Below are 25,135 nucleotides of genomic sequence, written 5' to 3' on the forward strand. Positions count from 1 at the left end.
GTCGGCTCGTGCCTGACATATCCCTGACGACCCTGATCCTCCTCTGCCTCGCCGCGGCCGCCGCGGGCTGGATCGACGCGGTGGTCGGCGGTGGCGGACTGCTGCTCCTGCCGGCGCTGCTGCTCGGTCTGCCGCACGTACCGGCGGCGCATGTCCTCGGCACCAACAAGGCCGTCGCGATCGTCGGCACCTCGGGTGCGGCGGTGACCTTCCTGCGCAAAGCTCCGGTACGGGTGGGTCTTGCGGTGCGGATCGGGCTGATGGCGCTCGCCGGGTCGATGGCGGGGGCGTTCTTCGCCGCCGGGATCAGCAGCGAGGTGCTCCGCCCGGTGATCATGGTCGTGCTGCTGGGGGTGGCGGCCTTCGTGATGCTGCGCCCGTCCTTCGGCACGGCCGCGGCGGGCGACGGCACGGACCGGCCGGTGGCCCGGGGCCGGATCATCATGGCGATCGTGCTGGTCGGCGGTGGGATCGGCTTCTACGACGGACTGTTCGGGCCGGGCACCGGCACCTTCCTGGTATTGGCCCTGACCGCCGTGCTCCACCTCGACCTGGTGACCGCGTCGGCCACCGCGAAGATCGTCAACGTGTGCACCAACGCGGGGGCGCTCGCGATGTTCGCGTACCAGGGCAGTGTGCTGTGGCAGCTCGCCGCCGTGATGGCGCTCTTCAACCTGGCGGGCGGGATGATCGGGGCGAGGATGGCGCTGAGCCGGGGGAGCGGCTTCGTCCGGGCGGTGCTGCTGACGGTGGTGTTCTCGCTGGTCGCCAAGCTCGGCTTCGACCAGTGGAACGCCTAGCGGTCCCGGGCCGGGCGGTCAGCGCACGTCCGTGAGGTGCGCGTACGCCACCACGTTGCCCTGGTAGCCGGTCTCCTTCGAGAAGCCGCCGCCGCAGGTGATCAGCCGGAGCGCGGCGTGCGGCGCGTCGCCGTAGACGCGCTGGTCGGGGAAGTCGTCGTTGTCGTAGACCTCGATGGCGTCGATCGAGAACACGGCCGTGTGCCCGTCCCTGCGGTCCACCTCGACCCGGGTCCCCTTGGTCAGGGCGCCCAGGGCGTAGAAGACGGACGGGCCTTCCGCGTTGTCCACGTGCCCCGCGACGATCGCGGTGCCTTTCGCGCCGGGCGGGACGCCGTCCTCGTACCAGCCCGCGAGGTTGCGGTCCTCGTCCGGCGGTACGTCGAGGCTGCCGTCGGCGGCCAGCCCCAGCGGTGTCATCGGCGCGTCCACCTCGATCGTGGGGATGCGGATACGGACCGGGTCGGAGGGGTCGAGCGGCTCGGCGACCGGGGAGCCGGGCTGCAGCTGGGGCCCGGCGGCGAAGGCCTGGGCGCTGGAGGGCTGCGGCGGGATCAGCTGGCCGCCGGGACCGTTCTGGATGAGCCAGATGCCGCACAGCACGGCGATGCCCACCAGCCAGCCCTTGGCCTTCTGCGCGCTCGGTGACACGGCGTCGTCCTCGGTCGGTGGTCCGGGGCGGGCGGGACGCGCTCGGGGACGCGCCCCGCCCGGTCGGAGGGGAAGCGGCGGTTCGGCTTCCTGTGGCGCCTTCGGAGGGTCTTCCCGTGGCGCCCGCGGATCGGCCGGCGCCTTCGGGAGGGCGCTTCGGGGCGCCCTCGGATCAGCTTCCTTCGGCGCCCTCGGTGCGGCGGCGCAGCAGCCACAGTCCGCCGACGGCGGCCAGGCCGATCACGCCGACGCCGAGGGCGACCTGCGTGGAGTTCGGCTCGACGCTGCCGCCGACCCCGGTCCGCACATGGCCGGACGGGCGGTCGTGGATGGGCTTCTCGTGCTTGCCGCCGCCGATCACCTTGAGGTCGCCGACCGCGTCCTTGCCGTTGTCGCAGGAGACGACGATCTCGTAGACGCCGGGTCGGGTGTCGTGCGGCACGGTGAACTGGCCGACCAGGACCTCCTTGTGGGTGCCGGGGCGCATCTCGAAGTCCCCGGCGTCCAGCTCGTTCGCGTCGCCGATGCCCGAGCCCTTCTTGCCGCAGGCGGTGGTGTTCACGGTGATGGTGGCGCCGGGGGGTGCGGTCGCCGGGGTGATCTCCAGGCGGCCGAAGTCACCCGCGTACGCGGACGGAGCGGCGGCGGTGAGACCGAACGCGATGACGGTGAACGCGGCACCGACGGTGCCGGTCACGAGGCGGGCGGGACTGCGCATGGGGATCCTCCGGGCAGACGGCGCGAGCGGGTGTGTCCTGCCCCCGAGCCAACGGGGGAGCGGCCCGTCACGCCTTCTGACGCGGGATCAGCTTTCACTCGTACGGACCGGCGCGGCACCCTTGCCGGAATGGATCACCGCAGGTCGCGGCGGTGCGGCTGGGCCGTTCGGTCCGTGCTGTCGTGCCCGGTGCCGATCGGGTGAGGCGCGCATTTCGAATGTGACGCAGGTCACATGTATGGCCTCGTGGTCCCCGGGCACACGCAAGACACCCCCCACGGGACGGATCCCCGCCCCCCACGGCACCCGCCCCCACCGGTCCACCCCCCCCGGGACCGGTGGGGGCGGTGTCGGATCCGCCTCCGGCCGGCCGTCCCCCCGGGATCACGCCCCGCCCGTGGCGCTCCAGACGATCTGCGGCGGACGCACCCGGGCGCACAGCGGCTGCCCCTTGGCGTCGGTGAGCCCGAGCCGCCCGGTGAGACGCCCGGAGCGCGCGGCGGCGGCGAGCACGTCCGGATCGATGTCGCTGAACATCAGCTTCGCGCGCCGGAACATGGTGAAGACCCCGGCGTCGTCCACCGTGCCCCACGACAGATAGACGAACCGTCCGCCCAGCCGGTTCTGGACGTACGGCCCCGACACCTCGACCCCGTCCTCCGTCACGGTGGCCGTGCAGTCGAGCACCCAGGACGCGGAGGGGGCGTCCCCGGGGTGCAGGCCGAGCAGCTCGCCCGGCCGGTCCTTGCGCTGGACGCCGACATGGATGTTCTCGTAGCCGGGAAAGTCGCTGTCCGGGCCGCAGGCGCGGCCGGGGAGGGCCGAGGCCTCGATATGGATCTGCATGCCCCCATGGTCCGGCACGACCGGGCACGGCGGCTCCCGCCGGTCGTTACAAGGCGTCCTCCGGAGCGCTGTCGTACACCGCGCCCAGGTCCTTCATCAGCTCCTCGTCCACCGCGAACACGGTGTCGTCGATCCGCCGCACCGGTGCGATGCCCTGCGAGTTGCAGACGAAGGCGGCGGAGAAGCGGCCCACCCCGTCCGGCCCGGCCAGCGTCACCGGACGGCGGACCGACGGCCGTCCGGCCCGCTCCAGGCCCTGTTCCAGCAGGGCCATCGTGATGCCGGTCAGCGCCGGGGCGTCGGGCCACACCACCGAGTCTCCGTCCCGGAAACCGATGTTGGTCACCGCCCCCTCGGTCACCACGCCGCCCGGCGCGGTCAGCAGCGCGTCGTCGAACCCCGCCCGCTCCGCCAGCACCCCGTAGTACGTCTGCCCGAACTCGCCGGGCCGCTTGATGTGCGGGGCGGTGCGCGCGTACGGCACCGACATCAGGCTCCGCGCCCCGGACGGCATGACGGCGGGCTCCCGGACCGTCACCATCAGGGTCGTACGCGTCGCCCCGGGCGGCTGATAGGCGTTCACCCGCACCGAGGCGTCCCGCCGCCCCGCCCCGTCGAGGGCGTGCCGGATCAGCTCCCGCACCCGCTCACCGTCCAGCGGCAGGCCGAACAGCTCCCGGTTCGCGGCGTCCAGCCGCGCGAGGTGCAGACCCAGGCCCCGCGCCCGGCCGTCCCGCACCTGGAGTGCGGTGAAGTGACCGAAGCCGTACAGGACGGGGATCCGCAGGGTCTCCTCGGTGGCCGGACGGCCGTCGAACTCGATGTGGGGCGCGGGCGGCTGCGTCGTCATGCGGCCACCGTAGACGGCGCACGCCGGGACGGGGCTTGACCTCAACCACGGTTGAGGCTGAAAGGTCGACCCCATGGACACCACAGCCGCATCCACGCAGCCCACCGCATCCACACAGCCCGCCGCCCCCCTCAAGGTCGCCGTCATCCTCGGCAGCAACCGCGACGGCCGGTTCGGCCCCGTCATCGCCGACTGGTTCCTGGCCCGCGCGGCCGGACACCCCGGCATCGAGACCGACCTGATCGACGTCGCCGAGGCCGACCTGCCCCCCCGGATCACCTTCAGCCCCGGACCGGAGGAGGCGGCGCGGCTCGCGGCGGTCTCCGAACGGCTCGCGGCGGCCGACGCCTTCGTCGTCCTCACCCCCGAGTACAACCACTCGTTCCCCGCACCGCTGAAGACCCTCATCGACTGGCACAACGCCGAATGGCAGGCCAAACCCGTCGCCTTCGTGTCGTACGGCGGCATCTCCGGCGGGCTGCGCGCCGTCGAACAGCTCCGGCAGGTCTTCGCCGAGCTGCACACCGTCACCGTCCGCGACACCGTGTCCTTCCACAACGCGGGCGCCCTCTTCGACGACGAAGGGCGCCACCGGGACCCGGGCCCCGCCGACGCGGCCGCGAAGGTCATGCTGGACCAGGTGGTGTGGTGGGGCACCGCCCTGCGCGACGCCAGAAACGCCCGTCCGTACGGCGCCTGACGCCCAGGGGGCCGACAATCGCATCGAAGGCCCACACGCAGAGCACCCGCCGTAGTCCGCATTCCGCATCCCGAGGAGACCGACGATGACAGCGCCGCCGGCATGGCTGACCGTCCTGACCACGACCGACAGCGAGGCCAAGGCCCACGCCCTGGCCCAGTCGGCGGTGGAGGCCAGGCTGGCGGCCTGCGCGCAGATCTCCGCCCCCGTCACCTCCGTCTACCGCTGGCAGAACGCCATCGAGACGACCGAGGAATGGCAGGTGCTCTTCAAGACGGCGGCGGAGCGTTACGACGAACTGGAGGAACACATCCAGCGGGAACACGACTACGACACGCCGGAGATCATCGCCCTGCCGATCATCCGGGGCAGCGCCCGCTACCTCGGCTGGGTGACGGCGGAGACGGCGCCCCCGGCAGCCCTGTGACGGCGGCGGCCATGACCACTCCCGCCCCGGGCGGCGGCCCCTCCGACGCCGAACTGCCCTTCTTCGTGTACGGGACGCTCCTGCCGGGCGAACCCAACCACGACCTGTTCCTCCGGGGCCGTACGACGGGGGAGCGCCCGGCCGTGCTGCCCCGGGCCCTGCTCTACGAAGGCCCCGGCTACCCGTACGCCATCGAGGGCCACGGCCGCGTCCACGGCACCCTGCTCGTCGCCGCGCCCGGGATCTACGGGGAACTGCTCGGGCTGCTGGACCACCTGGAGGAGTTCCTCGGCCCCGGCCACCCGCGCAACCTGTACGAACGCGTCGTCCGCGAGGTGGAACTGCCGGGCCCGGACGGGGGCTCCGTACGGGCCTGGGTCTACCTCGCCGCCACCGCCGTCACCCGATCGCTGCGGACCGGCGGCGTCCTCATCCCCGGGGGGCGGTGGACCACCGGACGCACCCCGGGCGGCTCCTGAGGGTGCCCGGGGCCTGCCCCGGGGTTCACCCGCCCGGAGCACGGCCGGTGCCGCGCTCCGGGCGGGCCCGTCAGCCCGCCCCGGCCGCCAGCGCCTCCGCCACGCCCGGCTCCTCGGGCCCCAGGAAGCGCGGGTCGGGCCGGAGCAGGGCGTCCAGGGCCGCCTTGCCCGAGGCGGCCAGCTCCCGGACGCCGCCGTAGTACCAGACGGAATCCCGTGGTTCGTCGACCCCGACGCCGTACGCGTCGATCCCGGCCGACCGGCACAGCGTGACCGCCCGGTGGATGTGGAAGCCCTGGCTCACCAGCACCGCCCGGTCGACGCCGAAGATCTTCTTGGCCCGGACGCAGGAGTCCCAGGAGTCGAATCCGGCGTAGTCGCTCACGATCCTCTCGTCGGGCACCCCGCGCCCGGTGAGATACGTGCGCATCGCGTCCGGCTCGTCGTACTCCACCCGGCTGTTGTCCCCGGTGACGAGGACGACCTTGACCTTCCCGGTGCGGTACAGCTCGGCCGCCGCGTCCAGCCGGTGCGCGAGATACGGGGTCGGCCGGCCGTTCCACAGCCCGGCCCCGAACACCACGGCGACCTCCCGCACCGGTGCGTCGGCCGCCGTCCCCACCCGGTCACCCGCCTCCAGCCGCATCCAGGTCGCGGGCACGAGCGCCAGCACACAGGCGACCATCAGCCCCTGCACCAGACGCCGTTGCCCCCGCCGGGTACGCGGCAGCCGCAGCCGGGCCGGCCACCGGACCTCCTTCAGCCGCCACCCGAGCCGCTTCCGTCTCTCCCCGCTCTTCCCACGCACCGCAACCCCCACTCGTCCCCGCTCCTCCCCGCGCCGTACGCGCAACCGCCCCCACCCCACCTGACGACCGGGGCACCGCAAAGGTTCGCCCGCCGCCCCGGTTGTGGCATCCGACACCGGCCGCACACCGCCCCTCCGGAGCCCCGCACACCGCCCCCACCCCCGCCGTGAGGCGGCGGAAAACACTGGTGACCCTCACGCAACGGCCCGGCAACCTCCGCCCGGCACCATCGGTCCATGACGGAGCCGGCCCCGGAACAGCCCCAGCAATCCCCGCTGACCGACAGCACCGCGCACCTCCTCGCCCGCATCACCGACCAGCTCGGCGCACAGCTCAGCCTCGTCTCCCGGAACGGAACCCGCAGACCCATGCACCGCACCCGGCACCCCGACCGCCCCGCAACGGACAGCGGCACGCCCGCCCCGGCCCTGGTCGCCGTGGCGCACGGCAGCCGCGACCCGCAGGCCCTGCGCACCGTGCTGGCCCTCCTGGACCGGGTCCGCGAGCTACGGCCCGGCCTCGACGTCCGGCTCGGCCACATCGAGCTCAACGCACCGCTGCTCCCGGACACCCTGGACGGCCTGCGCGGGGCCGAAGCCGTCCTCGTACCGCTGCTCCTGGGGCGCGGCCACCACGTCAAGCGCGATCTGCCCGCCGCGACCGCCGCCGCCCCCGGCGTACGGACCCGGATCGCCGCGCCCCTCGGCCCGCACCCCCTGCTCGTCGAGGCGCTGTACGGGCGCATCGTGGAGGCCGGCTGGGACGCCGCCGACCACGGTGGCCGCCACGCCGCCGTCGTCCTCGCCGCCGCCGGGTCCCGCGACCCCGACTCCGCCCAGGACACCCGGCGCACCGCCCTCCTGCTCGCGGAGCGCCTCGGCGTGCCCGTCGTGCCCGCGTACGCCTCCGCCACCACCCCCACCGTCCCGGCCGCCCTGCGCGCGCTGGCCGCCCGGGGACGCCACCGGGCCTTCGTCGCCTCGTACTTCACCGCCCCCGGCCGTTTCGCGAGCGCCTGCGCCGACGCCGTACCGCACCGGGCCGCCGCCCCGCTCGGCGCCCACCCGGCGATGGCCCGCCTCGTCCTGCACCGCTACGACCAGGCACGAGCGGAGATCGCCCCCGCCGACGCCGTGAGCTTGCTCGCTTCCGCCTGACATCCCGGTCCGCTCACGCCCGTTGTCCGTCCCGGTCGCTACTGTCAGGACCATGGACGGCACACAGGGCGCACACGGGGCAGAACCGGCACACGGCACGCACGGCGCACGAAGCGCACAGAGCGGTACGGAGGCGAGCCCCTACGGCCCGGCCGACACCGAGCGCTTCGACACCGAGGAGGACAAGCGGCCCGGCCGCACCGCCTTCCAGCGCGACCGCGCCCGGGTCCTGCACTCCGCCGCCCTGCGCCGGCTCGCCGGGAAGACCCAGGTCGTCACCCCCGGCACCCGCTCCCACCAGTGGGACGCCAGCCCCCGCACCCGGCTCACCCACTCCCTGGAGTGCGCCCAGGTCGGCCGCGAGCTGGGGGCCGTCCTCGGCTGCGACCCCGACCTGGTCGAGACGGCGTGCCTCTCGCACGACATGGGCCACCCGCCGTTCGGCCACAACGGCGAACAGGCGCTCAACGACTTCGCCTCCGACTGCGGCGGCTTCGAGGGCAACGCCCAGTCGCTGCGCCTGCTGACCCGCCTGGAGCCCAAGCGCTTCGTCCACGACCCGCGCACCGGCGACCTGGTCAGCGTCGGCCTCAACCTCACCCGCGCCGCGCTGGACGCCGCCACCAAGTACCCCTGGCCGCGCGGCGCGCACCCCACCGACCCGCACTCGGTGAAGTTCGGGGTGTACGCCGACGACCTCCCGGTCTTCGCCTGGGCCCGCGAGGGCGCCCCCGAGGACCGCACCTGCTTCGAGGCGCAGGTCATGGACTGGTCCGACGACGTGGCGTACAGCGTGCACGACTTCGAGGACGGGCTGCACGCCGGGCACATCGACCCCAACTGCCTCTACGCCGAACCGGAGCGCGACGAGATCTGGGCGGTCGCCATCGGCCGCTACGTCCCCGCCGGCACCGATCCGCAGGAGCTGGCCGAGGCCCTGGACCGGCTGATCGACCAGGACTGGTGGCCGCACGGCTACGACGGCTCCGCCGTGGCCCAGGCCCGCCTGAAGGACGCCACCAGCCAGCTCATCGGCCGCTTCTGCACCGAGGCCGAGACCGCCACCCGCGCGGTGTACGGCCCCGGCCGCCTCGGGCGGTACGGCGCGGAGCTGGTCGTCCCGCGCACCGTCCGCAACGAGTGCGCCGTCCTCAAGGCGGTCGCCGACCGTTACGTGATGCAGCGCGCCGAGCAGGAGACCCTCCGCGCCGACCAGCGCATCGTCATCGCCGAGCTGGCCGCCGCCCTCACCGCCCGCGCCCCCGAGGGGCTGGAGCCGCACTTCCGCGCCCTGTTCGACCAGGCCCCCGACGACCACGCGCGCAAGCGGGTCCTGATCGACCAGATCGCCGCCCTCACCGACGCCTCCGCACGATCCCTGCACGCCGCACTCACCGCCCGTCGCGGCTGACCGGCAGACTGGGACCCGGAAGGGGCCGGACTTCTGACCACCGGGTGTGACCTGTCCGGGGCACACCCTCTTTCGCCATCACGCTGCGTGCGGGACGCTCGCAGCTGTGGGGGCGCCGCGCAGCACAGCACTGAGGAGGCATCACGTGGTCGACGCACACCAGACGTTCGTCATCGTCGGAGCGGGACTCGCAGGGGCGAAGGCGGCCGAGACGCTGCGCGCCGAAGGGTTCACCGGCCGGGTGATCCTCATCGGCGACGAGCGCGACCACCCCTACGAACGCCCGCCGCTCTCCAAGGGATACCTGGACGGCAAGGCCGACCGGGACAGCGTCTTCACCCACGAACGCCCCTGGTACGCGGGCGCCGACATCGAACTGCACCTCGGCCAGCCGGTCACCGCGCTCGACCGGTACGCGAAGACCGTGCAGCTCGGCGACAACACCGTCATCCACTACGACAAGCTGCTGCTGGCCACCGGCTCCGAGCCGCGCCGGCTCGACATCCCCGGCACCGACCTGGCCGGCGTCCACCATCTGCGCCGCCTCGCCCACGCCGACCGGCTGCGCAACGTGCTCGCCGCCCTCGGCCGCGACAACGGCCACCTGGTCATCGCCGGAGCCGGCTGGATCGGCCTGGAGGTCGCCGCCGCCGCCCGCGGCTACGGCGCCGAGGTGACCGTCGTCGAGGCCGAGCCCACCCCGCTGCACCAGGTCATCGGCCCCGAGCTGGGCCAGATCTTCACCGAACTGCACAGCTCGCACGGCGTCCGCTTCCACTTCGGCGCCCGCCTCACCGAGATCACCGGCCAGGACGGCATGGTCCTCACCGCCCGCACCGACGACGGCGAGGAGCACCCCGCGCACGACGTCCTCGCCGCGATCGGCGCCGCCCCGCGCTCCGCCCTCGCCGAGGCCGCCGGACTGGAGATGGCCGAGCGCGCCCACGGCGGCGGTATCGCGGTGGACGCCTCGCTGCGCACCTCCGACCCGCACATCTACGCCGCCGGTGACGTCGCCGCGGCCCACCACCCGCTGCTCGGCACCCGGCTGCGCGTCGAGCACTGGGCCAACGCCCTGAACGGCGGACCGGCCGCCGCCCGCGCCATGCTCGGCCAGGACGTGACGTACGACCGGATCCCGTACTTCTTCTCCGACCAGTACGACCTGGGCCTCGAATACTCCGGCTGGGCCCCGCCCGGCTCCTACGACGAGGTGATCATCCGGGGCGACGCCGGAAAGCGGGAGTTCATCGCGTTCTGGCTGAAGGACCGCCGGATCCTCGCCGGGATGAACGTCAACGTGTGGGATGTCACCGAGACGATCCAGGAGCTGATCCGGGCCCGCCGGCAGCACGACGCGGAGGCCCTCGCCGACCCGTCGGTCCCGCTGGGCTCCCTGCTCTGAGACGTGACGCCGGGGTGCGGGCGGCCAGGGCCCGCACCCCGCTCCGAAGCCCGCCGCGCGCCCGGCTGTCCGAGCCCACCCGTAGACTTCACACGTGGCTGGCAGGATCAACGACGACGACGTGAAGGCGGTGCGGGACGCGGTCCCGATCGACGCCGTCGTGTCCGAGTACCTCCAGCTGCGCAACGCGGGCGGCGGAAACCTCAAAGGCCTCTGCCCCTTCCACGACGAGAAGTCCCCCTCCTTCCAGGTCAGCCCCTCCAAGGGCCTGTTCCACTGCTTCGGCTGCCAGGAGGGCGGCGACACGATCGCCTTCGTGATGAAGATCGACCACCTCTCCTTCTCGGAGACGGTCGAGCGCCTCGCCGCCAAGGCGGGCATCACCCTGCGGTACGAGGAGGGCGGCTACAACCCCTCCCACCAGCGCGGCGAACGCATCCGGCTGATCGAGGCCCACCAGGCCGCCGCCGAGTTCTACGTCCGCGCGCTGGAGAGCCCCGAGGCCGAGATCGGCCGGAAGTTCCTCGCCGAGCGCGGCTTCGACCAGGAGGCCGCCACCCACTTCCGGGTCGGCTACAGCCCGGCCGGCTGGGACCACCTCACCCGCTATCTCCGCGGCAAGGGCTTCAGCGACAAGGAGCTGATCACCTCCGGCCTCTCCCAGGACGGCCGTCGCGGACCCATCGACCGCTTCCGCGGCCGGCTCATGTGGCCGATCAGCGACACCGCGGGCGACATCGTCGGCTTCGGCGCCCGCAAACTCCGCGACGACGACAACGGCCCGAAGTACCTGAACACCCCCGAGACCCCCGTCTACAAGAAGTCCCAGGTGCTGTACGGCATCGACCTGGCGAAGAAGGACATCGCCAAGGCCAGCCGCGCCGTCGTCGTCGAGGGCTACACCGACGTCATGGCCTGCCACCTCGCCGGGGTCACCACCGCCATCGCCACCTGCGGCACCGCCTTCGGCAACGACCACATCAAGATCCTGCGCCGCCTCCTCATGGACAACGGCAGCGCCCGCGTGATCTTCACCTTCGACGGCGACTCGGCCGGCCAGAAGGCCGCCCTGCGCGCCTTCGAGGACGACCAGAAGTTCGCCGCCGAGACCTACATCGCCATCGCCCCCGACGGCATGGACCCCTGCGACCTGCGGCTCGTCAAGGGCGACGACGCCGTGCGCGACCTGGTCGAGCCGCGCACCCCGCTCTTCGAGTTCGCGCTGCGCCAGATCGTCGGCCGCTACGACCTGGAGACCCCGGCCGGCCGCGCCGCCGCCCTCGACGAGGCCGCCGCCGTCGTCGCCAAGATCAAGACGAGCAGCGTGCAGCGCGAGGTCGCCGTCCAGCTCGCCGGGCTCGTCGGCATCCTCGACCAGGAGTTCGTCGTCCACCGCGTCGCCCAGCTCGCCCGCTGGGCCCGCGACAAGGGCGGCGACCAGGGGGACCGCGGCGGCCGGGGCGGACCCCAGGGCCGGGGCCCGCGCGGCGGCGCCCCGCAGCAGACCGCCCCCGCACCGGCCCCCGCCTTCTCCGGCCCCGCACTCAACCTCCGCAGCCCCGCCCACCGCACCGAGCGCGAACTGCTCAAGCTCGCCCTCCAGAAGCCCGCCCTGGTCTCCCCGGCCTTCGACGCGTACGGCGTGGACGAGTTCACCGCCCCGCCCTACGCCGCCGTGCGCCGCTGCATCGAGGAGGCGGGCGGCGCCGAGCAGGGCATCGCCGACGACCGGGCGTATCTGGGCGCGGTCCTGGACGCCGCCCCCGACAACACCGTCCGCAACCTCGTCACCGAGCTGGCCGTCGAGGTCTTCCACGGCCGCACCATCGACGAGACCTACGCGGGCATGCACCTCGTCCACGTCCGGCTCCGCGCGGTGGACCGCCGCATCGCCGACGTACAGAGCAGCCTCGCCCGCCTCGGCAACCACGTCGCCCCGCAGGACCTGGCCGCCGCGCAGAACGAGGTCTGGGTCCTCCAGCAGTACGCCCAGACCCTGCGCGCCCACGGCGCAGCCGCCCTCTGATCCGCCCGCCGGTCCACCGGGCCGGTAACCGCCCGGTGACGGACCGGAATCAGAAAGTCCCCGCACGCCCCTCGTGACAGCCGTGTGTCGTACCCCACACTGGGGAATGTCTGAGTCATCGGAGCACGCCGGTCCGCAGGGGAACACCCGGGTCCGGACAGGCCTCCACCCCGTCATCCGGCAGCGATCACCTGGAGGTCGCCCCCGTGCAGACCCGGACCGTGACGACCACGACCGTGCCCATGGCGGCCATCCCCGCGCAGAACAGGGCCCTGCACCACCCGGAGACCGCAGCCGGCCCGCCCGGACACGCACCCGAGGCAGTCATGGTGGAAGCGACGCACCTCCCCGAACCGCCGGACCCCAGGAACCGGGCGGACTCCGGCGGCCCCACCTCCGACCTGTTCCGGCAGTATCTGCGCGAGATCGGCCGCATCCCCCTGCTCACCGCAGCGGAGGAGGTCGAGCTCGCCCGCCGCGTCGAAGCCGGACTCTTCGCCGAGGAACGCCTCGCCGGCACCCCGGACCTCGACTCCCGCCTCGCCGTCGACCTCGACCGGCTGGTGGTGATGGGCCGCACCGCCAAACGCCGCCTCATCGAGGCCAACCTCCGCCTCGTCGTCTCCGTCGCCAAGCGGTACGTGGGCCGCGGGCTGACCATGCTCGACCTCGTCCAGGAGGGCAACCTCGGCCTGATCCGGGCGGTGGAGAAGTTCGACTACGCCCGGGGCTACAAGTTCTCCACGTACGCCACCTGGTGGATCCGCCAGGCCATGTCCCGCGCCCTGGCCGACCAGGCCCGCACCATCCGCGTCCCCGTCCACGTCGTGGAGCTGATCAACCGCGTGGTCCGCGTCCAGCGCCGCCTCCTCCAGGAGCGCGGCGTCGAGCCGACCGCCGAGGACATCGCCGTCGAGCTGGACCTGACGCCCGAGCGGGTCACCGAAGTCCTCCGCCTCGCCCAGGAACCGGTCTCCCTGCACGCCCCCGTCGGCGAGGAGGACGACGTCTCCTTCGGCGACCTCATCGAGGACGGCGACGCCGCGTCGCCCGTCGAGTCCGCCGCGTTCCTGCTGCTGCGCCAGCACCTGGAGGCCGTCCTCTCCACCCTCGGCGAGCGCGAACGCAAGGTCGTCGAACTGCGCTACGGCCTGGACGACGGGCGGCCCCGCACCCTGGAGGAGATAGGACGGATCTTCGGCGTGACACGCGAACGCATCCGCCAGATCGAGTCCAAGACCCTCAGCAGGCTGCGGGACCACGCCTTCGCCGACCAACTCCGCGGCTACCTCGACTGATCCCTGCCGGCGGAATCAGTCCACCTCGGCCAGCGCCTCCGCGAACTGGGCGGCGTACAACCGGGCATAGGCCCCACCGGCCGCCAACAGCTCCTCGTGCGTGCCCTGTTCGACGATCGACCCGCTCTCCATCACCAGGATCACGTCCGCGTCCCGGATCGTGGAGAGCCGGTGCGCGATCACGAACGACGTACGCCCGTGGGCCAGGCGCGCCATCGCCTTCTGGATCAGCACCTCGGTCCGGGTGTCCACCGAGCTGGTCGCCTCGTCGAGGACCAGGATCACCGGGTCGGACAGGAACGCCCGCGCGATGGTGATCAGCTGCTTCTCGCCCGCGCTGACCCCGGTGCCCTCGTCGTCGATCACCGAGTCGTACCCGTCGGGCAGCGTCCGGATGAACCGGTCCGCATGCGCCGCCCGGGCCGCCTCCTCGATCTCCTCCCGGGTGACCTCACGCGAAGCGCCGTACGCGATGTTCTCCGCGATCGTCCCGCCGAACAGCCAGGTGTCCTGAAGCACCATGCCTATGGACGACCGCAGATCGTCCCGGGACATCTTCGCCACGTCGACCCCGTCGAGCGCGATCCGCCCGCCCGTCACCTCGTAGAACCGCATCAGCAGATTGACCAGCGTCGTCTTGCCCGCCCCCGTCGGACCGACGATCGCGACGGTCTGCCCCGGCTCCACACTCAGCGACAGGTCCTCGATCAGCGGCTTCTCCGGCTCGTACCGGAAGGACACCTTCTCCAGCGAGACCCGGCCGACCGGTTGCTCCGGACGCTCCCCGCGCTCCGGGTCAGGCTTCTGCTCCTCGGCGTCCAGCAGCTCGAAGACCCGCTCCGCCGAGGCGATACCGGACTGGATGAGGTTGGCCATCGAGGCGACCTGCGTCAGCGGCATCGAGAACTGCCGCGAGTACTGGATGAACGCCTGGACGTCACCGATCGACAGCGCGCCCGAGGCGACCCGCAGCCCGCCGACCACCGCGACCAGCACATAGTTGATGTTCGAGATGAAGAACATCAGCGGCTGCATGATCCCGCTGGCGAACTGGGCCTTGAAGCCCGCCTCGTAGAGGGCGTCGTTCTGCTCGGCGAAGTCCCGCGCGGACTCCTCCTGCCGGCCGAACACCTTCACCAGGGTGTGCCCGGTGTACATCTCCTCGATATGGGCGTTGAGCTTCCCCGTCACCTGCCACTGCCGCACGAACTGCGGCTGCGACCGCTTGCCGACCTGCGTCGCCACGACCACCGACAGCGGGACCGTCACCAGCGCGACCAGCGCCAGCAGCGGCGAGATCCAGAACATCACGATCAGCACGCCGACGATCGTCAGCAGCGAGTTGATGAGCTGGCCCATCGTCTGCTGGAGCGTCTGCGAGATGTTGTCGATGTCGTTCGTCGCCCGGCTCAGCACCTCACCGCGCTTGGCCCGGTCGAAGTACGACAGCGGCAGCCGCGCCAGCTTCGTCTGGAGGTCCTCGCGCAGCTGGAACACGATCCGGTTGATCACCCGGATCGACACCCGCGTCGCCACCAGCATCAGCAGCCCGGCCCCGACGTAGACCACCAGGGCCAGCAGCAGGACGTTCCCCACCGCGCCGAAGTCGATGCCCTCACCCGGCGTGAAGTCCACACCCGACAGCATGTCGGCCATCGACCCCCGGCCGTCCTCCCGCAGCCCCTCGATCGCCTGCGCCTTCGTCGTGCCCCCGGCCATCTCCCGCCCGACGACCCCGGCGAAGACCAGGTCGGTCGCCTTGCCCAGGATCTTCGGCCCGGCCACCGACAGCGCGACGCTCACCGCCACCGCGCCCAGCATCAGCCACAGCGAGGCCTTCTCCCGGCCGAACCGCTTCAGCAGCCGTTTGCTCGACCCCTTGAAATCCATCGACCGGTCGGTGGGCGCGCCCCCGGCCATCATCCGTCCGCCCGGACCGGCCATTACGCGGCCTCCGCTTCCGTCAGCTGGGAGAGCACGATCTCCCGGTACGTTTCATTGCCGTCCATCAGCTCGTGATGGGTGCCGGTGCCCACGAGCCGGCCCTCGTCCAGCACCAGGATCCGGTCCGCGTCACGGATGGTGGACACCCGCTGCGCCACGATCACCACGGTCGCCCCGGCCGTCTCCCGGCCGAGCGCCGCCCGCAGCGCCGCGTCGGTCGCGTAGTCCAGCGCCGAGAACGAGTCGTCGAACAGATAGATCTCCGGCCGCTGCACCAGCGTCCGCGCGATCGCGAGCCGCTGCCGCTGCCCGCCGGACACATTGGTGCCGCCCTGCGCGATCGGCGCGTCGAGCCCGTGCTCCAGCGCCTCCACGAACTCCTTGGCCTGCGCCACCTCCAACGCGTGCCACAGCTCCTCGTCGCTCGCGTCCGGGTTCCCGTACCGCAGATTCGTCGCCACCGTCCCCGAGAAGAGGTACGGCTTCTGCGGCACCAGCGACACCGTCCTCGCCAGCAGCGCCGGATCCAGCGTCCGCACGTCCTCGCCGTCGACCAGCACCTCGCCGTCCGTCACGTCGAACAGCCGGGGTACGAGCCCGAGCAGCGTGGACTTCCCGCTGCCCGTCGACCCGATGACCGCGGTGGTCTCACCCGGCCGGGCCACCAGATCGACGTTCCGCAGCACCGGCTCCTCCGCACCCGGGTACCGGAACTCCGCGCCCCGCACCTCCAGATGCCCGTGCCGCCGCAGCTCGGTGACGGGGGCGACGGGCGGCACGACACTCGACTCGGTCCCGAGGACCTCCTCGATGCGCTCGGCGCAGACCTCGGCGCGCGGCACCATCATGAACATGAAGGTGGCCATCATCACGGCCATCACGATCTGCATGAGATAGGCGAGGAACGCGGTCAGCGCACCGATCTGCATCCCGCCGCTGTCGATGCGGTGTGCGCCGAACCACACCACCGCGATCGACGACAGGTTCACCACCGTCATCACGGTCGGGAACATCAGCGCCATCAGCCGCCCGGTCGCCACCGACACATCGGTCAGCTCGGTGTTCGCACCCCGGAAGCGCTTCTCCTCGTACCCGTCCCGGACGAACGCACGGATCACCCGGTTGCCGGTGATCTGCTCGCGCAGCACCCGGTTCACCCCGTCCAGCCGCTCCTGCATGGTGCGGAACAGCGGCCCCATCTTCCGCACGATGAGCCCGACCGAGACACCGAGCACCGGCACGACCGCCAGCAGCACGGCGGAGAGCGGCACATCCAGGCCGAGCGCCATGATGATCCCGCCGACGCACATGATCGGGGCCGACACCATCAGCGTGAACGCCAGCAGCACCAGCATCTGGACCTGCTGGACGTCGTTGGTGGTCCGGGTGATCAGCGAGGGCGCCCCGAAGCGCCCCAGCTCCCGGGCCGAGAAGGACTGCACCCGGTCGAAGACGGCGGCCCGCACATCACGCCCGAGGGCGGAGGCGGTGCGGGCCCCGTAGTACACGGCCCCCACATTGCACAGAACCTGGAGAACGCTGACGGCGATCATGAGACCGCCGAACTCCAGGATGTAACCGGTGTCACCCGTCACGACACCGTTGTCAATGATGTCGGCGTTCAGGCTGGGCAGATACAGGGTGGCGCAGGTCTGGAGCAGCTGGAGGAGAACCAGCAGCACGATGGGTTTCTTGTACGGGCCCAGATGGGCCCGCAGGAGTTTTATGAGCACGCGCGTCTCTCGGAATCGGCGGCAGGCAGAGGCCGAACCAGTTTCGCGTACGCCGTACTCCAGGGGCGAACCGTTTTCCTCAAGCCCGGGTCAAACCTGGAGCGCGGGGGGCTTGCACGCCAGGTCCGGACGCACGCGCGCGAGGGCCTGCGCGAGGCGCGGGGTCCTCCGGCGCTCGGGCCCACGCGGGGCGCGGGGTCCTCCGGCGATCGGGCTCACGCGGGGCGCGGGGGTCCTCCGGTGCCCGGGCCCACGCGGGGCGCGGGAGGGCGTCGGGCGCGCGCCCGCGCAGTGAGAATCGGCCCCTACGCGGGGTGCTGGCCGCCGAAGGCCCCGGGGTGGATCTGATCCCGGGTCGCCGCGTACTGCTGCCGCACCGCACCGCCCACCGCCAGCTCGTCGCCCGGCTCCAGCACCTGGGCGGCCGCGCCCTGCCAGGGCGGGGGAGTGCGCGGGTCGAGGGCGCCCTGCGAGACCCCGAGCGCCCACGCCGCCTGCCGGGCCGCGCCGATCGCCGCGTACTGGGCGGGCTGCGGCACCACGACCTGCGTACCGAACAGCGCCGGAGCCAGCGCCTGCACGGCCGGGAGCTCGGCGGCGGCGCCCAGCAGGAACACCCGCCGCACCTCCACACCCCGCCCGCGCAGCACGTCCAGGGCGTCGGCGAGCGAGCACAGCATGCCCTCGAACGAGGCGCGCGCCAGGTGCTCCGGCTTCATCGACTCACGACGGAGCCCGCAGAGGGTGCCGGCGGTGTGCGGAAGCTGAGGAGTGCGCTCGCCCTCCAGATACGGCAGCAGGACGAGCCCGGAAGCCCCGGGCGTCGACTTCAGAGCGAGCGCGGACAGCTCCTCCAGCCCGTCGAGACCCAGCATCTCGGCGGTGCCGCGCAGCGCCCGCACGGCATTGGAGAGGTGCACCACCGGAAGATGCATGCCGGTGGCGTCGGCGAACGAGGTGATCATCCCGCTCGGATCGGCGAGCGCCTCGTGGTGCACCGCCATCACGGACCCGGAGGCCCCCAGCGACACCACCGCGTCGCCCACGGCGACCCCGAGCCCGAAGGCGGCGGCCATGGTCTCGCCGGTGCCCGCGGAGATCAGCAGCCCCTCCGGGGTCATCCCCGCGGAGTCGGCAGGCCCGAGCACCTCGGGCAGCGCGGCGGAGTGCCCGAGGGCCAGCTCGACGAGGTCGGGCCGGTAGGAGGCGGACCCGGCCGACCAGTACCCGGTGCCCGAGGCGGCGCCCCGGTCCGTGGTCCGCCGGGCGGGCCGGCCCAGCAACTGCCACACGAGCCAGTCGTGCGGCTGGAGCACGGCGGCCACCCGCTGGGCGTTCTCCGGCTCGGTCCGCGCCAGCCAGCGCAGCTTCGCCACCGGCTGCGCGGCGCTCGGCACGGCCCCGACGGCTTCGGCCCAGGCCTGCCGCCCGCCCAGCCCGTCGACGAGATCGGCTGCGGCGACCTGCGCCCGCCGGTCGTTGCCGAGCAGGGCCGGGCGTACGAGATTGCCCTGCTGGTCCAGGGGGACGAGGCCGTGCTGCTGCGCGGAGACCCCGATGGCCTGCACACCTTCGAGCAGCCCGCCGGAGGCCGCCTCACCGAGCGAGAGCAGCCAGGCCTGCGGATCGACCTCGGCGGCCTTCGCCTCGACCGGATGGGCGGCGTACCCCTCCCGGAGCACGGCGCCCGAATCCGTGTCGCAGACGACGATGTGAGTGAAGGCGGAAGAACTGTCCAGCCCCGCGACTATGCCCATAGGAAGATTCTGCCGCACCGCGGGACCATCCCGGAACTCACCGGCGCCCCACGGGCCCCTCAGGTGTTGGTCGTCCCCCAGTCGTCCTCGAACCCGTTCTGGCTGCTGCGGTCCCGCAGTGACCGGACCCGCTCCGCGACCGACGCGGGGACCTTGTCCCCGACCTTGTCGCTGACCGAGTGGTACGCCTTGCCGGCGATGTCCCGCCCGCTGTGGGCGGCGCTTTCGGCGGCGTTGCGCACGGCGGGGTTCTCCGCGAACCGCTGGGCCGACTTCTTCAACTGCTCGTAACGCTCGCGCCCGGCTCGCGTGCCGAGCACGTAACCGAGGGCCACTCCGGCGATGAACGTGAGCCGGTACCGCATGGCTGCCACCCTTCCTACGCTTGGTGCGACGTGTGCAGCCCGCCTACCCGCGAGCACCCGAGATCACCCCGGGCGATACCGATTGGCGGAGCACCCCCCTGCTTGCGCTAATGTATGTGTCGCAGCGAACGCGCGCCGCCCGGCAGCCGCCAGGCAGGTACGATTTCGAAGCAACGCAGCAATCCCCTGTAGCTCAATTGGCAGAGCAGCCGGCTGTTAACCGGCAGGTTACTGGTTCGAGTCCAGTCGGGGGAGCGCGATCCCCTGTAGCTCAATTGGCAGAGCATTCGGCTGTTAACCGGAGGGTTACTGGTTCGAGTCCAGTCGGGGGAGCGGAACGGGAGAGGACCCTTCGGGGTCCTCTTTCGCGTGCACGCCCCACCGCCCTCCGGGGCCTCGGCCGGGCCCTCGGAGTGACTCTTTCGGGTCTCCTCGATCTTCCCTGCAACCGGGCAGCACGCAGCGACGTCCTCAAGATCAGGTGAAGCCGGCCAACCGAAGCGAGAGATCGTATGACCGGCTATGCTGCGGCAGACGGTGCGCACACTTGTACGCGCCACGCCGAAACGGGGCGGTAGCTCAGCCGGTTAGAGCAGCGGACTCATAATCCGTCGGCCGTGGGTTCGAGTCCCACCCGCCCCACCGAGCGTCCCCAGGCAGAATCGTTCTGGCCTGGGTAAACGCGTTTTTGGGGGAGTTTCGCGTGCAGCGTTCGCTGCACAGAGGTGCAGCGAACGTGACTCCGGGCCAGGCGGGACAGACCTTACGTGGCTGTGACCTGGGTCTTTTCCGGCGTCGTGTCTGTGGGGTGGTTGTGAACGCTCCCACGGCCTCTCAGTACGGTGTCCTGGGAGCGAGGTACGGGCTGCGGCCTCGGCGAGGTCGGCCTGTCACGCCGGCGGCGGCTCTGGTGGCCGACCGGTCTCTACCCGGCGGAGGCAGTGGAGTCGGGTCCGAGGATTGCGACATCTCCGGGGCGGCAGGGGCCTAGGCGGAACGGCCGCGGTTGGCTCGAGCCCTTGTCCGCATCGGACTCCGGGCCTCAGGCGGTCGATGTCCTGCGGATCCGTGGATCCGCAGGAGGCGCACGATGGCAGGTCTGGTCCGCCCGTCCCGCCCGGGGGCTGCCGTGGGCGTGTATGGGATGCGCGCCCGGTGTCGGGCGCGGCGGCGTCCTCGACTTCGCCAGCCCGACACTCGACGCCAGGGCGACATCGCTGCGGCAAGGACGGCACCTGCTGGCAACGCCGTTGCGCTTACCTATTGTTGCTGCCGCTGCTGGACCAACTGTTGGGGATGGCCTGTCCGTCGACCTCGTCAAAGCCCGTCCCTGCGCGCTGACGTCGTCGATCGAGGCAATGGCCGGCATACCCGGAGCCGGGGGCGGTTGGGGTAGTCCTTGGCGAAATACCGGACTGCCCGGCGGAGGACCTTCCGTTCCGTCGGCCATTCCTCGGCTTTGCTAGCGGGCTGTCTTCCTCCTGGGATCTGCTCTGCCCCGCACCTCCCGCCGCGTCCTGGCCACCGCCTCCGCCACCACTGCCAGGGCTTCGTCATCAACGGTGCCCGGCTGCCGGCTGAAGAACGGCCTCATCATCAATGCGCCATCGCTGACGTCAGCTGACACAACCTCACACTCGCGACCGTGAACTCTGCGTACCCCTCCACTGCAGCCCGTACCCGACTTCCGCGACCAGATCTCCCGCGCGCCCGGGAGGCCTCGGTGGCCTGATTATGCCGTTGACGGAGCGCGGTCAATCTTGGTTGGATCATGCATTCTTTGTGAAGTTTTCGTAAGGGGGGCTCACTGTGCGCAGGGGAGGGTGGCCGCTTCATGTGTCGGCCACACATAGGGGAAGACGAAGACTCGGGCGCTCGACCGCGGTGGCGGTTCTGACGACGGCGCTCATGACGATCGTCTGTGGCGCGCTGCCGGCGTCGGCCGCCCAGGCCGGTTCGCTCCAGAACCGAGCGGCCGACGACGAGCGGAAGGCCGAGGCGCCCGCCTCTACGGAAGAGGATCGCCTGCTGCGGGAGGCCAAGGACTCGGGGCAGCGCGTCGAGGTGACCGGGGAACGTACCGCCTATTCGACGGTGTTCGCGAATCCGGACGGAATGACCTTCACGCTGGAGCAGTCCACCGTGCCCGTGCGCGCGGCGAAGTCCGGCGGCTGGGTGGAGCCGGACGCCACCTTGGTGCGCGGGGAAGACGGAACCGTCGGTCCGAAGGCGTCCGCCGCCGCCATGTTCTTCTCGGGGGGCGGGAAGGCGAAACCGCTGGCCGCCATCGTCGACCAGGGGCGTTCCCTCGCCGTCGACTGGCCCGACCCCTTGCCGGAACCGGTGCTCGACGGCCCCACCGCGCTCTACCGCGATGTCCTTCCTGACGTCGATCTACAGGTCCACGCGACCGTGGAGAGCTTCCAGCACGTCCTGGTGGTGAAGACCCCGGAGGCGGCGAAGAACCCGCGACTGGAGGAGCTGACGTTCGGTCTGCGGACGGAAGGGCTGGCCATCCGCAAGGGTGAGACCGGGAACCTGACGGCCGTCGACGGAACGGGCCGGACCGTGTTCCGCGCGCCGCCGGCCCGGATGTGGGATTCAGCGGGTTCGGCCGACGCCGGGCAGGCGAAGTCGCTCTCCCCGAAGGCGACCGCCGAAGCAGGCACCCGTTCCGCTCCGAAGGTGACAGCCGAAGCGGCCACCGCCGCCGCTCCGGAGGCCGCCGACTCGGGCAAGGGCGTCGAGCCCGGCCAGGGCGACAAGGTGGTCCGCATGGACGTGCGCGTCGCGAAGGGCTCGCTGACCGTGGTGCCGGACGCCGCCATGCTGAGCCGGACCGAGGCGTCCGCCTTTCCGCTGTTCATCGACCCGCTCGTGACCTGGGGGGAGGGTGAGCGGACCTTGCTGCGTTCCGACGGGTACGAGTCCTACGACTGGTCGAACGGTGACGACGGCCTGGGCAAGGGCGTCGGCAAGTGCGGTACGTGGAACGGCTATTACTGCGGCCCCGGATACACCCAGCGTCTCTACTTCGAGTTCTCGCCCGCCGAGCTGAAGGGCAAGCACGTTCTCGACGCGACCTTCAAGGTCACCGAGCCCTGGGCCTTCCAGTGCGACCCGCGGTGGGTGGACCTGGTCCGCACCGACAACATCTCCGCGTCCACCACCTGGTCCTCGCGCCCGAAGGAGCGGGACCTGATGGTCGACCGGCACGTGTCCGCAGGCCGGGGATCGCTGTGCGACCCCGACTCCCCGGACGCCGCCATCGAGTTCAACGACAATCCGGAGGAGTCCAACGAGAACCTCACTCCCACGGTGCGTGATTTCGCGGCCGGCAAGTTCGCCCGGCTGACCCTCCAGCTCCGTGCCCACGACGAGGGCGACACGGCTGCCTGGAAGCGGTTCAAGAACGACGCCGTGCTGTCGGTCAAGTACGTCGGCAAGCCCGCCCTTCCCGTGAACGTCGGGATCGTCTCGGGTAACGGCACGGTCTGCTCGCCGAGCTCCGCCGACCCCGCCGTCATCAGCGATACCACGCCACAGCTGGTCGGCAAGCCGAAGACCATGGCCGGCGGCGAGTCCCAGGCCAATCTGCGGATCCGCTGGCGGACCGAGCGATGGAACGGAAGCGCCTGGGTCCTGGCGCAGACCGATATGGACAGCCCGACATCCGGATACGTGGGCAATCTGTCCCTGCAGTCCAAGAGCCTGCCGACGGCGCTGACCGCGGGCGTCGCCCATCGCCTCACGGCCGTGACGCTCTCGTACTACGAGGGGGGTACCAACCGGCTCAACACCGGCTACAGCGCCCCCTGCTACTTCAAGATTGACAACACGTCGCCCCTGGCGCCGACCGTGACCTTGCGTCCTCCTTACTCCGAGTGCCTGCCGAACGCGTGCGTGGCGGGCGGTGGGCCGGGAGTCTCGGCGAAGGCCCGGTTCACCCCGGCGGCCGGGGACACCAACATCGTCGACTTCCAGTACCGGCTCACCGAGACCGAAGCGTGGAAGACGGTGTGCACACCCGGTTCCCCCTGCCTGTTCGAAGTCGGTGTCACGCCGGTGAAGTCCGGTACGCAGCGCCTCTACGTCAAGGCGAAGGACTCACTCGGACGGTGGGGCGCGCAGCAGGTTCTGGACTTCCTGGTGGCCACGGGCGAGGGGCCCGTCGCCCGCTGGCGCTTCGACGAGACCACGGGGGTGGCGAAGAACAGCGTGGCAGGCGGTTCCGCGCACGACGCGTCCCTCGTCGGAACGGCGGTCCGTGACGACCGGGGCCGCCGAGGGCTGATCACTCACGACGCGAACGGAGTGCCGCTCCCCAGCCCGGTCACGGACCGGGGCCTGTCCCTGGACGGCAGCGGGGCGGCCGCCGCGACCGCCCGGTCGGTGGTGGAGACCCGGTCGGCCTACACGGTCTCCGCGTGGGCGCGGTTGAACACCCGTGACAAGGACGCCATCGTGCTGTCCCAGGACGGAGCGAAGTACAGCTCCTTCCTCATGTGGTACGAGACCAGCTACAACTCCTGGGTCTTCGGGGTGAAGGAGAAGGACGAGGACAACGGCCAGGCCTACTTCGGCATCGTGGGCCGGGCGCCCGCGGTGACGGGCGCGTGGACCCACCTCGCCGGCACCTACGACCCGGCCTCGAAGGAACTGAAGCTGTATGTCAACGGCGTACTCCAGGGCACTCGGGTGACGCCCAGCGGCTGGTCGTCGTCCGGCCCCTTCAACGTGGGCCGCTACCTCTGGAACGGTCAGCGGAACTGGAACTTCAACGGGTCGATCGACGAGGTCGCCGTCTGGCAGCGCCGGCTGGAGGACACCGAGATCGCGGACGAGGCCAGGCTGCTCACGTCGGAGGGCTTCGCCGGCGCCGAACTGGTCGCCGACTGGTCGCCGACGGGCGGCAGCGGCGCGGTCGTCACGGACAGCACGTCCGGCTACGGCCGAACGCTGAATCTGACCGGCGGTGCGGCGATCCAGGACGGAGAGATCGTCTTCGACGGTGTGGACGACGTCGCCACGTCCAGCGGAGCGCCGCTCGACGACACCGGCTCCTTCACCGCCACGACGACCGTCGCCCTGGACAAGGAGCGGGTGCTGTCGAAGAACGTCGGCTACACCGGCCAGGTCTTCGGGCAGCGCACGGCGAGCGGGTCGTCCTGGGGCTTCTGGTACCAGATGTCGGGCAAGGACACCGTCCTCGACCCCGAGACCGGTCTGGAAGTGACCGAGCCGGTCGGTAAATGGCACTTCGGGCGTCTCAACGCCGACGGGACCCTGACCTCGGTGGTGTCCGACGAGATCGTGTCGCTGGACAGCGTGGTCCGGCTGACCGGGACGTTCGACGCCCAGGCCGGGACGATCAGCCTGTACACGGGGCACAACCAGAACGGCGACGACAGGGCCTACACGGCACAGGCGGGCACCGGCGACCTCGCCGTCGCTGCCGCTCAGAGCGGCAGCGCCTGGAAGAACCACCTGCCGGTCCGGATCTCGGAGATCCGCCTGTGGGCGGGAGCCATGGCCGGATCGGGCCAGATCGACGCCCACGTGGGCAACTGAACCGACCCCTCTTCGAGGGCGGTGCCGCGTCTGCCGCGACACCGCCCTCGCTCTCACGGCCCGACGGCCGTACGACCGGCGCCCGGGTGGGAAGCCGGCTTCTCGAACTGGAGTGCATGGACATGTTCGGCACTGGGACAAGACGACGGGGGAGCGGGGGCCCAGGGCTCCGTCCCCGAGCTCTGGCC

Annotated in this window: 19 protein-coding genes and 3 tRNA genes; 13 read left to right on the forward strand and 9 right to left on the reverse strand. The window is 71.7% G+C overall.

The genetic code is table 11. From position 1 onward, the window contains the following. Positions 1-8 precede the first annotated feature (8 nt). Positions 9-800, forward strand: a complete 792-nt coding sequence (locus tag IE140_RS06930) for a TSUP family transporter (protein WP_150197339.1) — start codon at positions 9-11, stop codon at positions 798-800. 18 nt (positions 801-818) lie between these two features. Here IE140_RS06930 and IE140_RS06935 read toward each other — a convergent pair whose 3' ends face one another. The 4 genes from IE140_RS06935 to IE140_RS06950 all read right to left on the reverse strand — a co-directional run bounded on the left by IE140_RS06935 (position 819) and on the right by IE140_RS06950 (position 3,865). Next, positions 819-1,451 (reverse strand): class F sortase, encoded by a 633-nt coding sequence (locus IE140_RS06935; RefSeq protein WP_093441837.1) that lies wholly within the window; start codon positions 1,449-1,451, stop codon positions 819-821. A gap of 172 nt (positions 1,452-1,623) precedes the next feature. Beyond that, a complete protein-coding gene (locus IE140_RS06940) occupies positions 1,624-2,169 on the reverse strand; it encodes a GVDTG sorting domain-containing protein (RefSeq protein WP_032761984.1) in 546 nt (181 codons plus the stop codon). Between the two features lie 384 nt (positions 2,170-2,553). Further along, on the reverse strand, positions 2,554-3,015 hold the full coding sequence (locus IE140_RS06945; RefSeq protein ID WP_032775995.1) for a DUF5990 family protein: 462 nt from the start codon (positions 3,013-3,015) through the stop codon (positions 2,554-2,556). A 46-nt stretch (positions 3,016-3,061) separates the two neighbouring features. Beyond that, entirely contained in the window at positions 3,062-3,865 is an 804-nt protein-coding gene (locus IE140_RS06950) for an aminotransferase class IV family protein (protein WP_150193514.1), read from the reverse strand. 73 nt (positions 3,866-3,938) lie between these two features. Here IE140_RS06950 and IE140_RS06955 point away from each other — a divergent pair, with 73 nt between their 5' ends. The 3 genes from IE140_RS06955 to IE140_RS06965 all read left to right on the forward strand — a co-directional run bounded on the left by IE140_RS06955 (position 3,939) and on the right by IE140_RS06965 (position 5,471). Continuing rightward, positions 3,939-4,565: an NADPH-dependent FMN reductase gene (locus IE140_RS06955; protein WP_150193515.1), complete on the forward strand. Its 627-nt coding sequence runs from the start codon at positions 3,939-3,941 to the stop codon at positions 4,563-4,565. A gap of 85 nt (positions 4,566-4,650) precedes the next feature. Beyond that, on the forward strand, positions 4,651-4,992 hold the full coding sequence (cutA, locus tag IE140_RS06960; protein WP_109178431.1) for a divalent-cation tolerance protein CutA: 342 nt from the start codon (positions 4,651-4,653) through the stop codon (positions 4,990-4,992). An 11-nt stretch (positions 4,993-5,003) separates the two neighbouring features. Next, positions 5,004-5,471: a gamma-glutamylcyclotransferase family protein gene (locus IE140_RS06965; protein ID WP_150193516.1), complete on the forward strand. Its 468-nt coding sequence runs from the start codon at positions 5,004-5,006 to the stop codon at positions 5,469-5,471. A gap of 70 nt (positions 5,472-5,541) precedes the next feature. On the opposite strand, the gene IE140_RS06970 is transcribed toward IE140_RS06965, so the two are convergent. Further along, complete coding sequence (locus IE140_RS06970; RefSeq protein ID WP_229826721.1) at positions 5,542-6,279, reverse strand: SanA/YdcF family protein; 738 nt, start codon at positions 6,277-6,279, stop codon at positions 5,542-5,544. Between the two features lie 237 nt (positions 6,280-6,516). On the opposite strand from IE140_RS06970, the gene IE140_RS06975 reads away from it, so the two are divergent. From IE140_RS06975 to IE140_RS06995, 5 genes are all read left to right on the forward strand, one after another. Continuing rightward, entirely contained in the window at positions 6,517-7,437 is a 921-nt protein-coding gene (locus IE140_RS06975) for a sirohydrochlorin chelatase (protein WP_150196553.1), read from the forward strand. Between the two features lie 52 nt (positions 7,438-7,489). Beyond that, positions 7,490-8,848 carry a deoxyguanosinetriphosphate triphosphohydrolase gene (locus tag IE140_RS06980; protein WP_150196552.1) on the forward strand — a complete coding sequence of 453 codons (1,359 nt, stop codon included), beginning with the start codon at positions 7,490-7,492 and terminating at the stop codon, positions 8,846-8,848. A gap of 145 nt (positions 8,849-8,993) precedes the next feature. Continuing rightward, a complete protein-coding gene (locus IE140_RS06985) occupies positions 8,994-10,253 on the forward strand; it encodes an NAD(P)/FAD-dependent oxidoreductase (protein ID WP_150196551.1) in 1,260 nt (419 codons plus the stop codon). A 94-nt stretch (positions 10,254-10,347) separates the two neighbouring features. Then, positions 10,348-12,279, forward strand: a complete 1,932-nt coding sequence (gene dnaG, locus IE140_RS06990) for a DNA primase (RefSeq protein ID WP_093441855.1) — start codon at positions 10,348-10,350, stop codon at positions 12,277-12,279. Positions 12,280-12,485: 206 nt separating this feature from the next. After that, positions 12,486-13,577 (forward strand): RNA polymerase sigma factor, encoded by a 1,092-nt coding sequence (locus IE140_RS06995; RefSeq protein ID WP_150196550.1) that lies wholly within the window; start codon positions 12,486-12,488, stop codon positions 13,575-13,577. Between the two features lie 15 nt (positions 13,578-13,592). Here the strand turns inward: IE140_RS06995 and IE140_RS07000 are convergent, their stop codons facing one another. The 4 genes from IE140_RS07000 to IE140_RS07015 form a co-directional block, all read right to left on the reverse strand. Continuing rightward, complete coding sequence (locus IE140_RS07000; protein WP_150196549.1) at positions 13,593-15,521, reverse strand: ABC transporter ATP-binding protein; 1,929 nt, start codon at positions 15,519-15,521, stop codon at positions 13,593-13,595. Then, positions 15,521-17,254, reverse strand: coding sequence for an ABC transporter ATP-binding protein (locus tag IE140_RS07005; RefSeq protein WP_032776007.1), 1,734 nt, complete (start codon positions 17,252-17,254; stop codon positions 15,521-15,523). The genes IE140_RS07000 and IE140_RS07005 overlap by 1 nt, the downstream gene beginning before the upstream one ends. Before the next feature lie 305 nt (positions 17,255-17,559). Then, positions 17,560-19,011 (reverse strand): FGGY family carbohydrate kinase, encoded by a 1,452-nt coding sequence (locus IE140_RS07010; RefSeq protein WP_109178425.1) that lies wholly within the window; start codon positions 19,009-19,011, stop codon positions 17,560-17,562. A 59-nt stretch (positions 19,012-19,070) separates the two neighbouring features. Beyond that, positions 19,071-19,376 carry a YtxH domain-containing protein gene (locus IE140_RS07015; RefSeq protein ID WP_030577619.1) on the reverse strand — a complete coding sequence of 102 codons (306 nt, stop codon included), beginning with the start codon at positions 19,374-19,376 and terminating at the stop codon, positions 19,071-19,073. 182 nt (positions 19,377-19,558) lie between these two features. Between IE140_RS07015 and IE140_RS07020 the strand changes: the two genes are divergently transcribed. The 4 genes from IE140_RS07020 to IE140_RS07035 all read left to right on the forward strand — a co-directional run bounded on the left by IE140_RS07020 (position 19,559) and on the right by IE140_RS07035 (position 24,947). Continuing rightward, positions 19,559-19,631: transfer RNA gene (locus tag IE140_RS07020), tRNA-Asn, on the forward strand. Between the two features lie 5 nt (positions 19,632-19,636). Next, positions 19,637-19,709: transfer RNA gene (locus IE140_RS07025), tRNA-Asn, on the forward strand. A 235-nt stretch (positions 19,710-19,944) separates the two neighbouring features. Continuing rightward, positions 19,945-20,018, forward strand: a tRNA-Ile gene (locus tag IE140_RS07030). A 1,266-nt stretch (positions 20,019-21,284) separates the two neighbouring features. After that, positions 21,285-24,947, forward strand: a complete 3,663-nt coding sequence (locus IE140_RS07035; RefSeq protein WP_167533535.1) for a laminin G domain-containing protein — start codon at positions 21,285-21,287, stop codon at positions 24,945-24,947. Positions 24,948-25,135: the final 188 nt, after the last annotated feature.

The organism is Streptomyces parvus (genome assembly GCF_014648875.1).
Classification (GTDB): Bacteria; Actinomycetota; Actinomycetes; order Streptomycetales; family Streptomycetaceae; genus Streptomyces; species Streptomyces parvus.

Coding starts and splice junctions, on each gene's coding strand:
- IE140_RS06975 (WP_150196553.1), top strand. CDS start 6,517: ATGACGGAGCCGGCCCCGGAACAGCCCCAGCAATCCCCGCTGACCGAC.
- IE140_RS07010 (WP_109178425.1), bottom strand. CDS start 19,011: ATGGGCATAGTCGCGGGGCTGGACAGTTCTTCCGCCTTCACTCACATC.
- IE140_RS06940 (WP_032761984.1), bottom strand. CDS start 2,169: ATGCGCAGTCCCGCCCGCCTCGTGACCGGCACCGTCGGTGCCGCGTTC.
- IE140_RS06945 (WP_032775995.1), bottom strand. CDS start 3,015: ATGCAGATCCATATCGAGGCCTCGGCCCTCCCCGGCCGCGCCTGCGGC.
- IE140_RS06955 (WP_150193515.1), top strand. CDS start 3,939: ATGGACACCACAGCCGCATCCACGCAGCCCACCGCATCCACACAGCCC.
- IE140_RS07035 (WP_167533535.1), top strand. CDS start 21,285: ATGACGATCGTCTGTGGCGCGCTGCCGGCGTCGGCCGCCCAGGCCGGT.
- IE140_RS06980 (WP_150196552.1), top strand. CDS start 7,490: ATGGACGGCACACAGGGCGCACACGGGGCAGAACCGGCACACGGCACG.
- IE140_RS07015 (WP_030577619.1), bottom strand. CDS start 19,376: ATGCGGTACCGGCTCACGTTCATCGCCGGAGTGGCCCTCGGTTACGTG.
- IE140_RS06950 (WP_150193514.1), bottom strand. CDS start 3,865: ATGACGACGCAGCCGCCCGCGCCCCACATCGAGTTCGACGGCCGTCCG.
- IE140_RS06965 (WP_150193516.1), top strand. CDS start 5,004: ATGACCACTCCCGCCCCGGGCGGCGGCCCCTCCGACGCCGAACTGCCC.
- cutA (WP_109178431.1), top strand. CDS start 4,651: ATGACAGCGCCGCCGGCATGGCTGACCGTCCTGACCACGACCGACAGC.
- IE140_RS07000 (WP_150196549.1), bottom strand. CDS start 15,521: ATGGCCGGTCCGGGCGGACGGATGATGGCCGGGGGCGCGCCCACCGAC.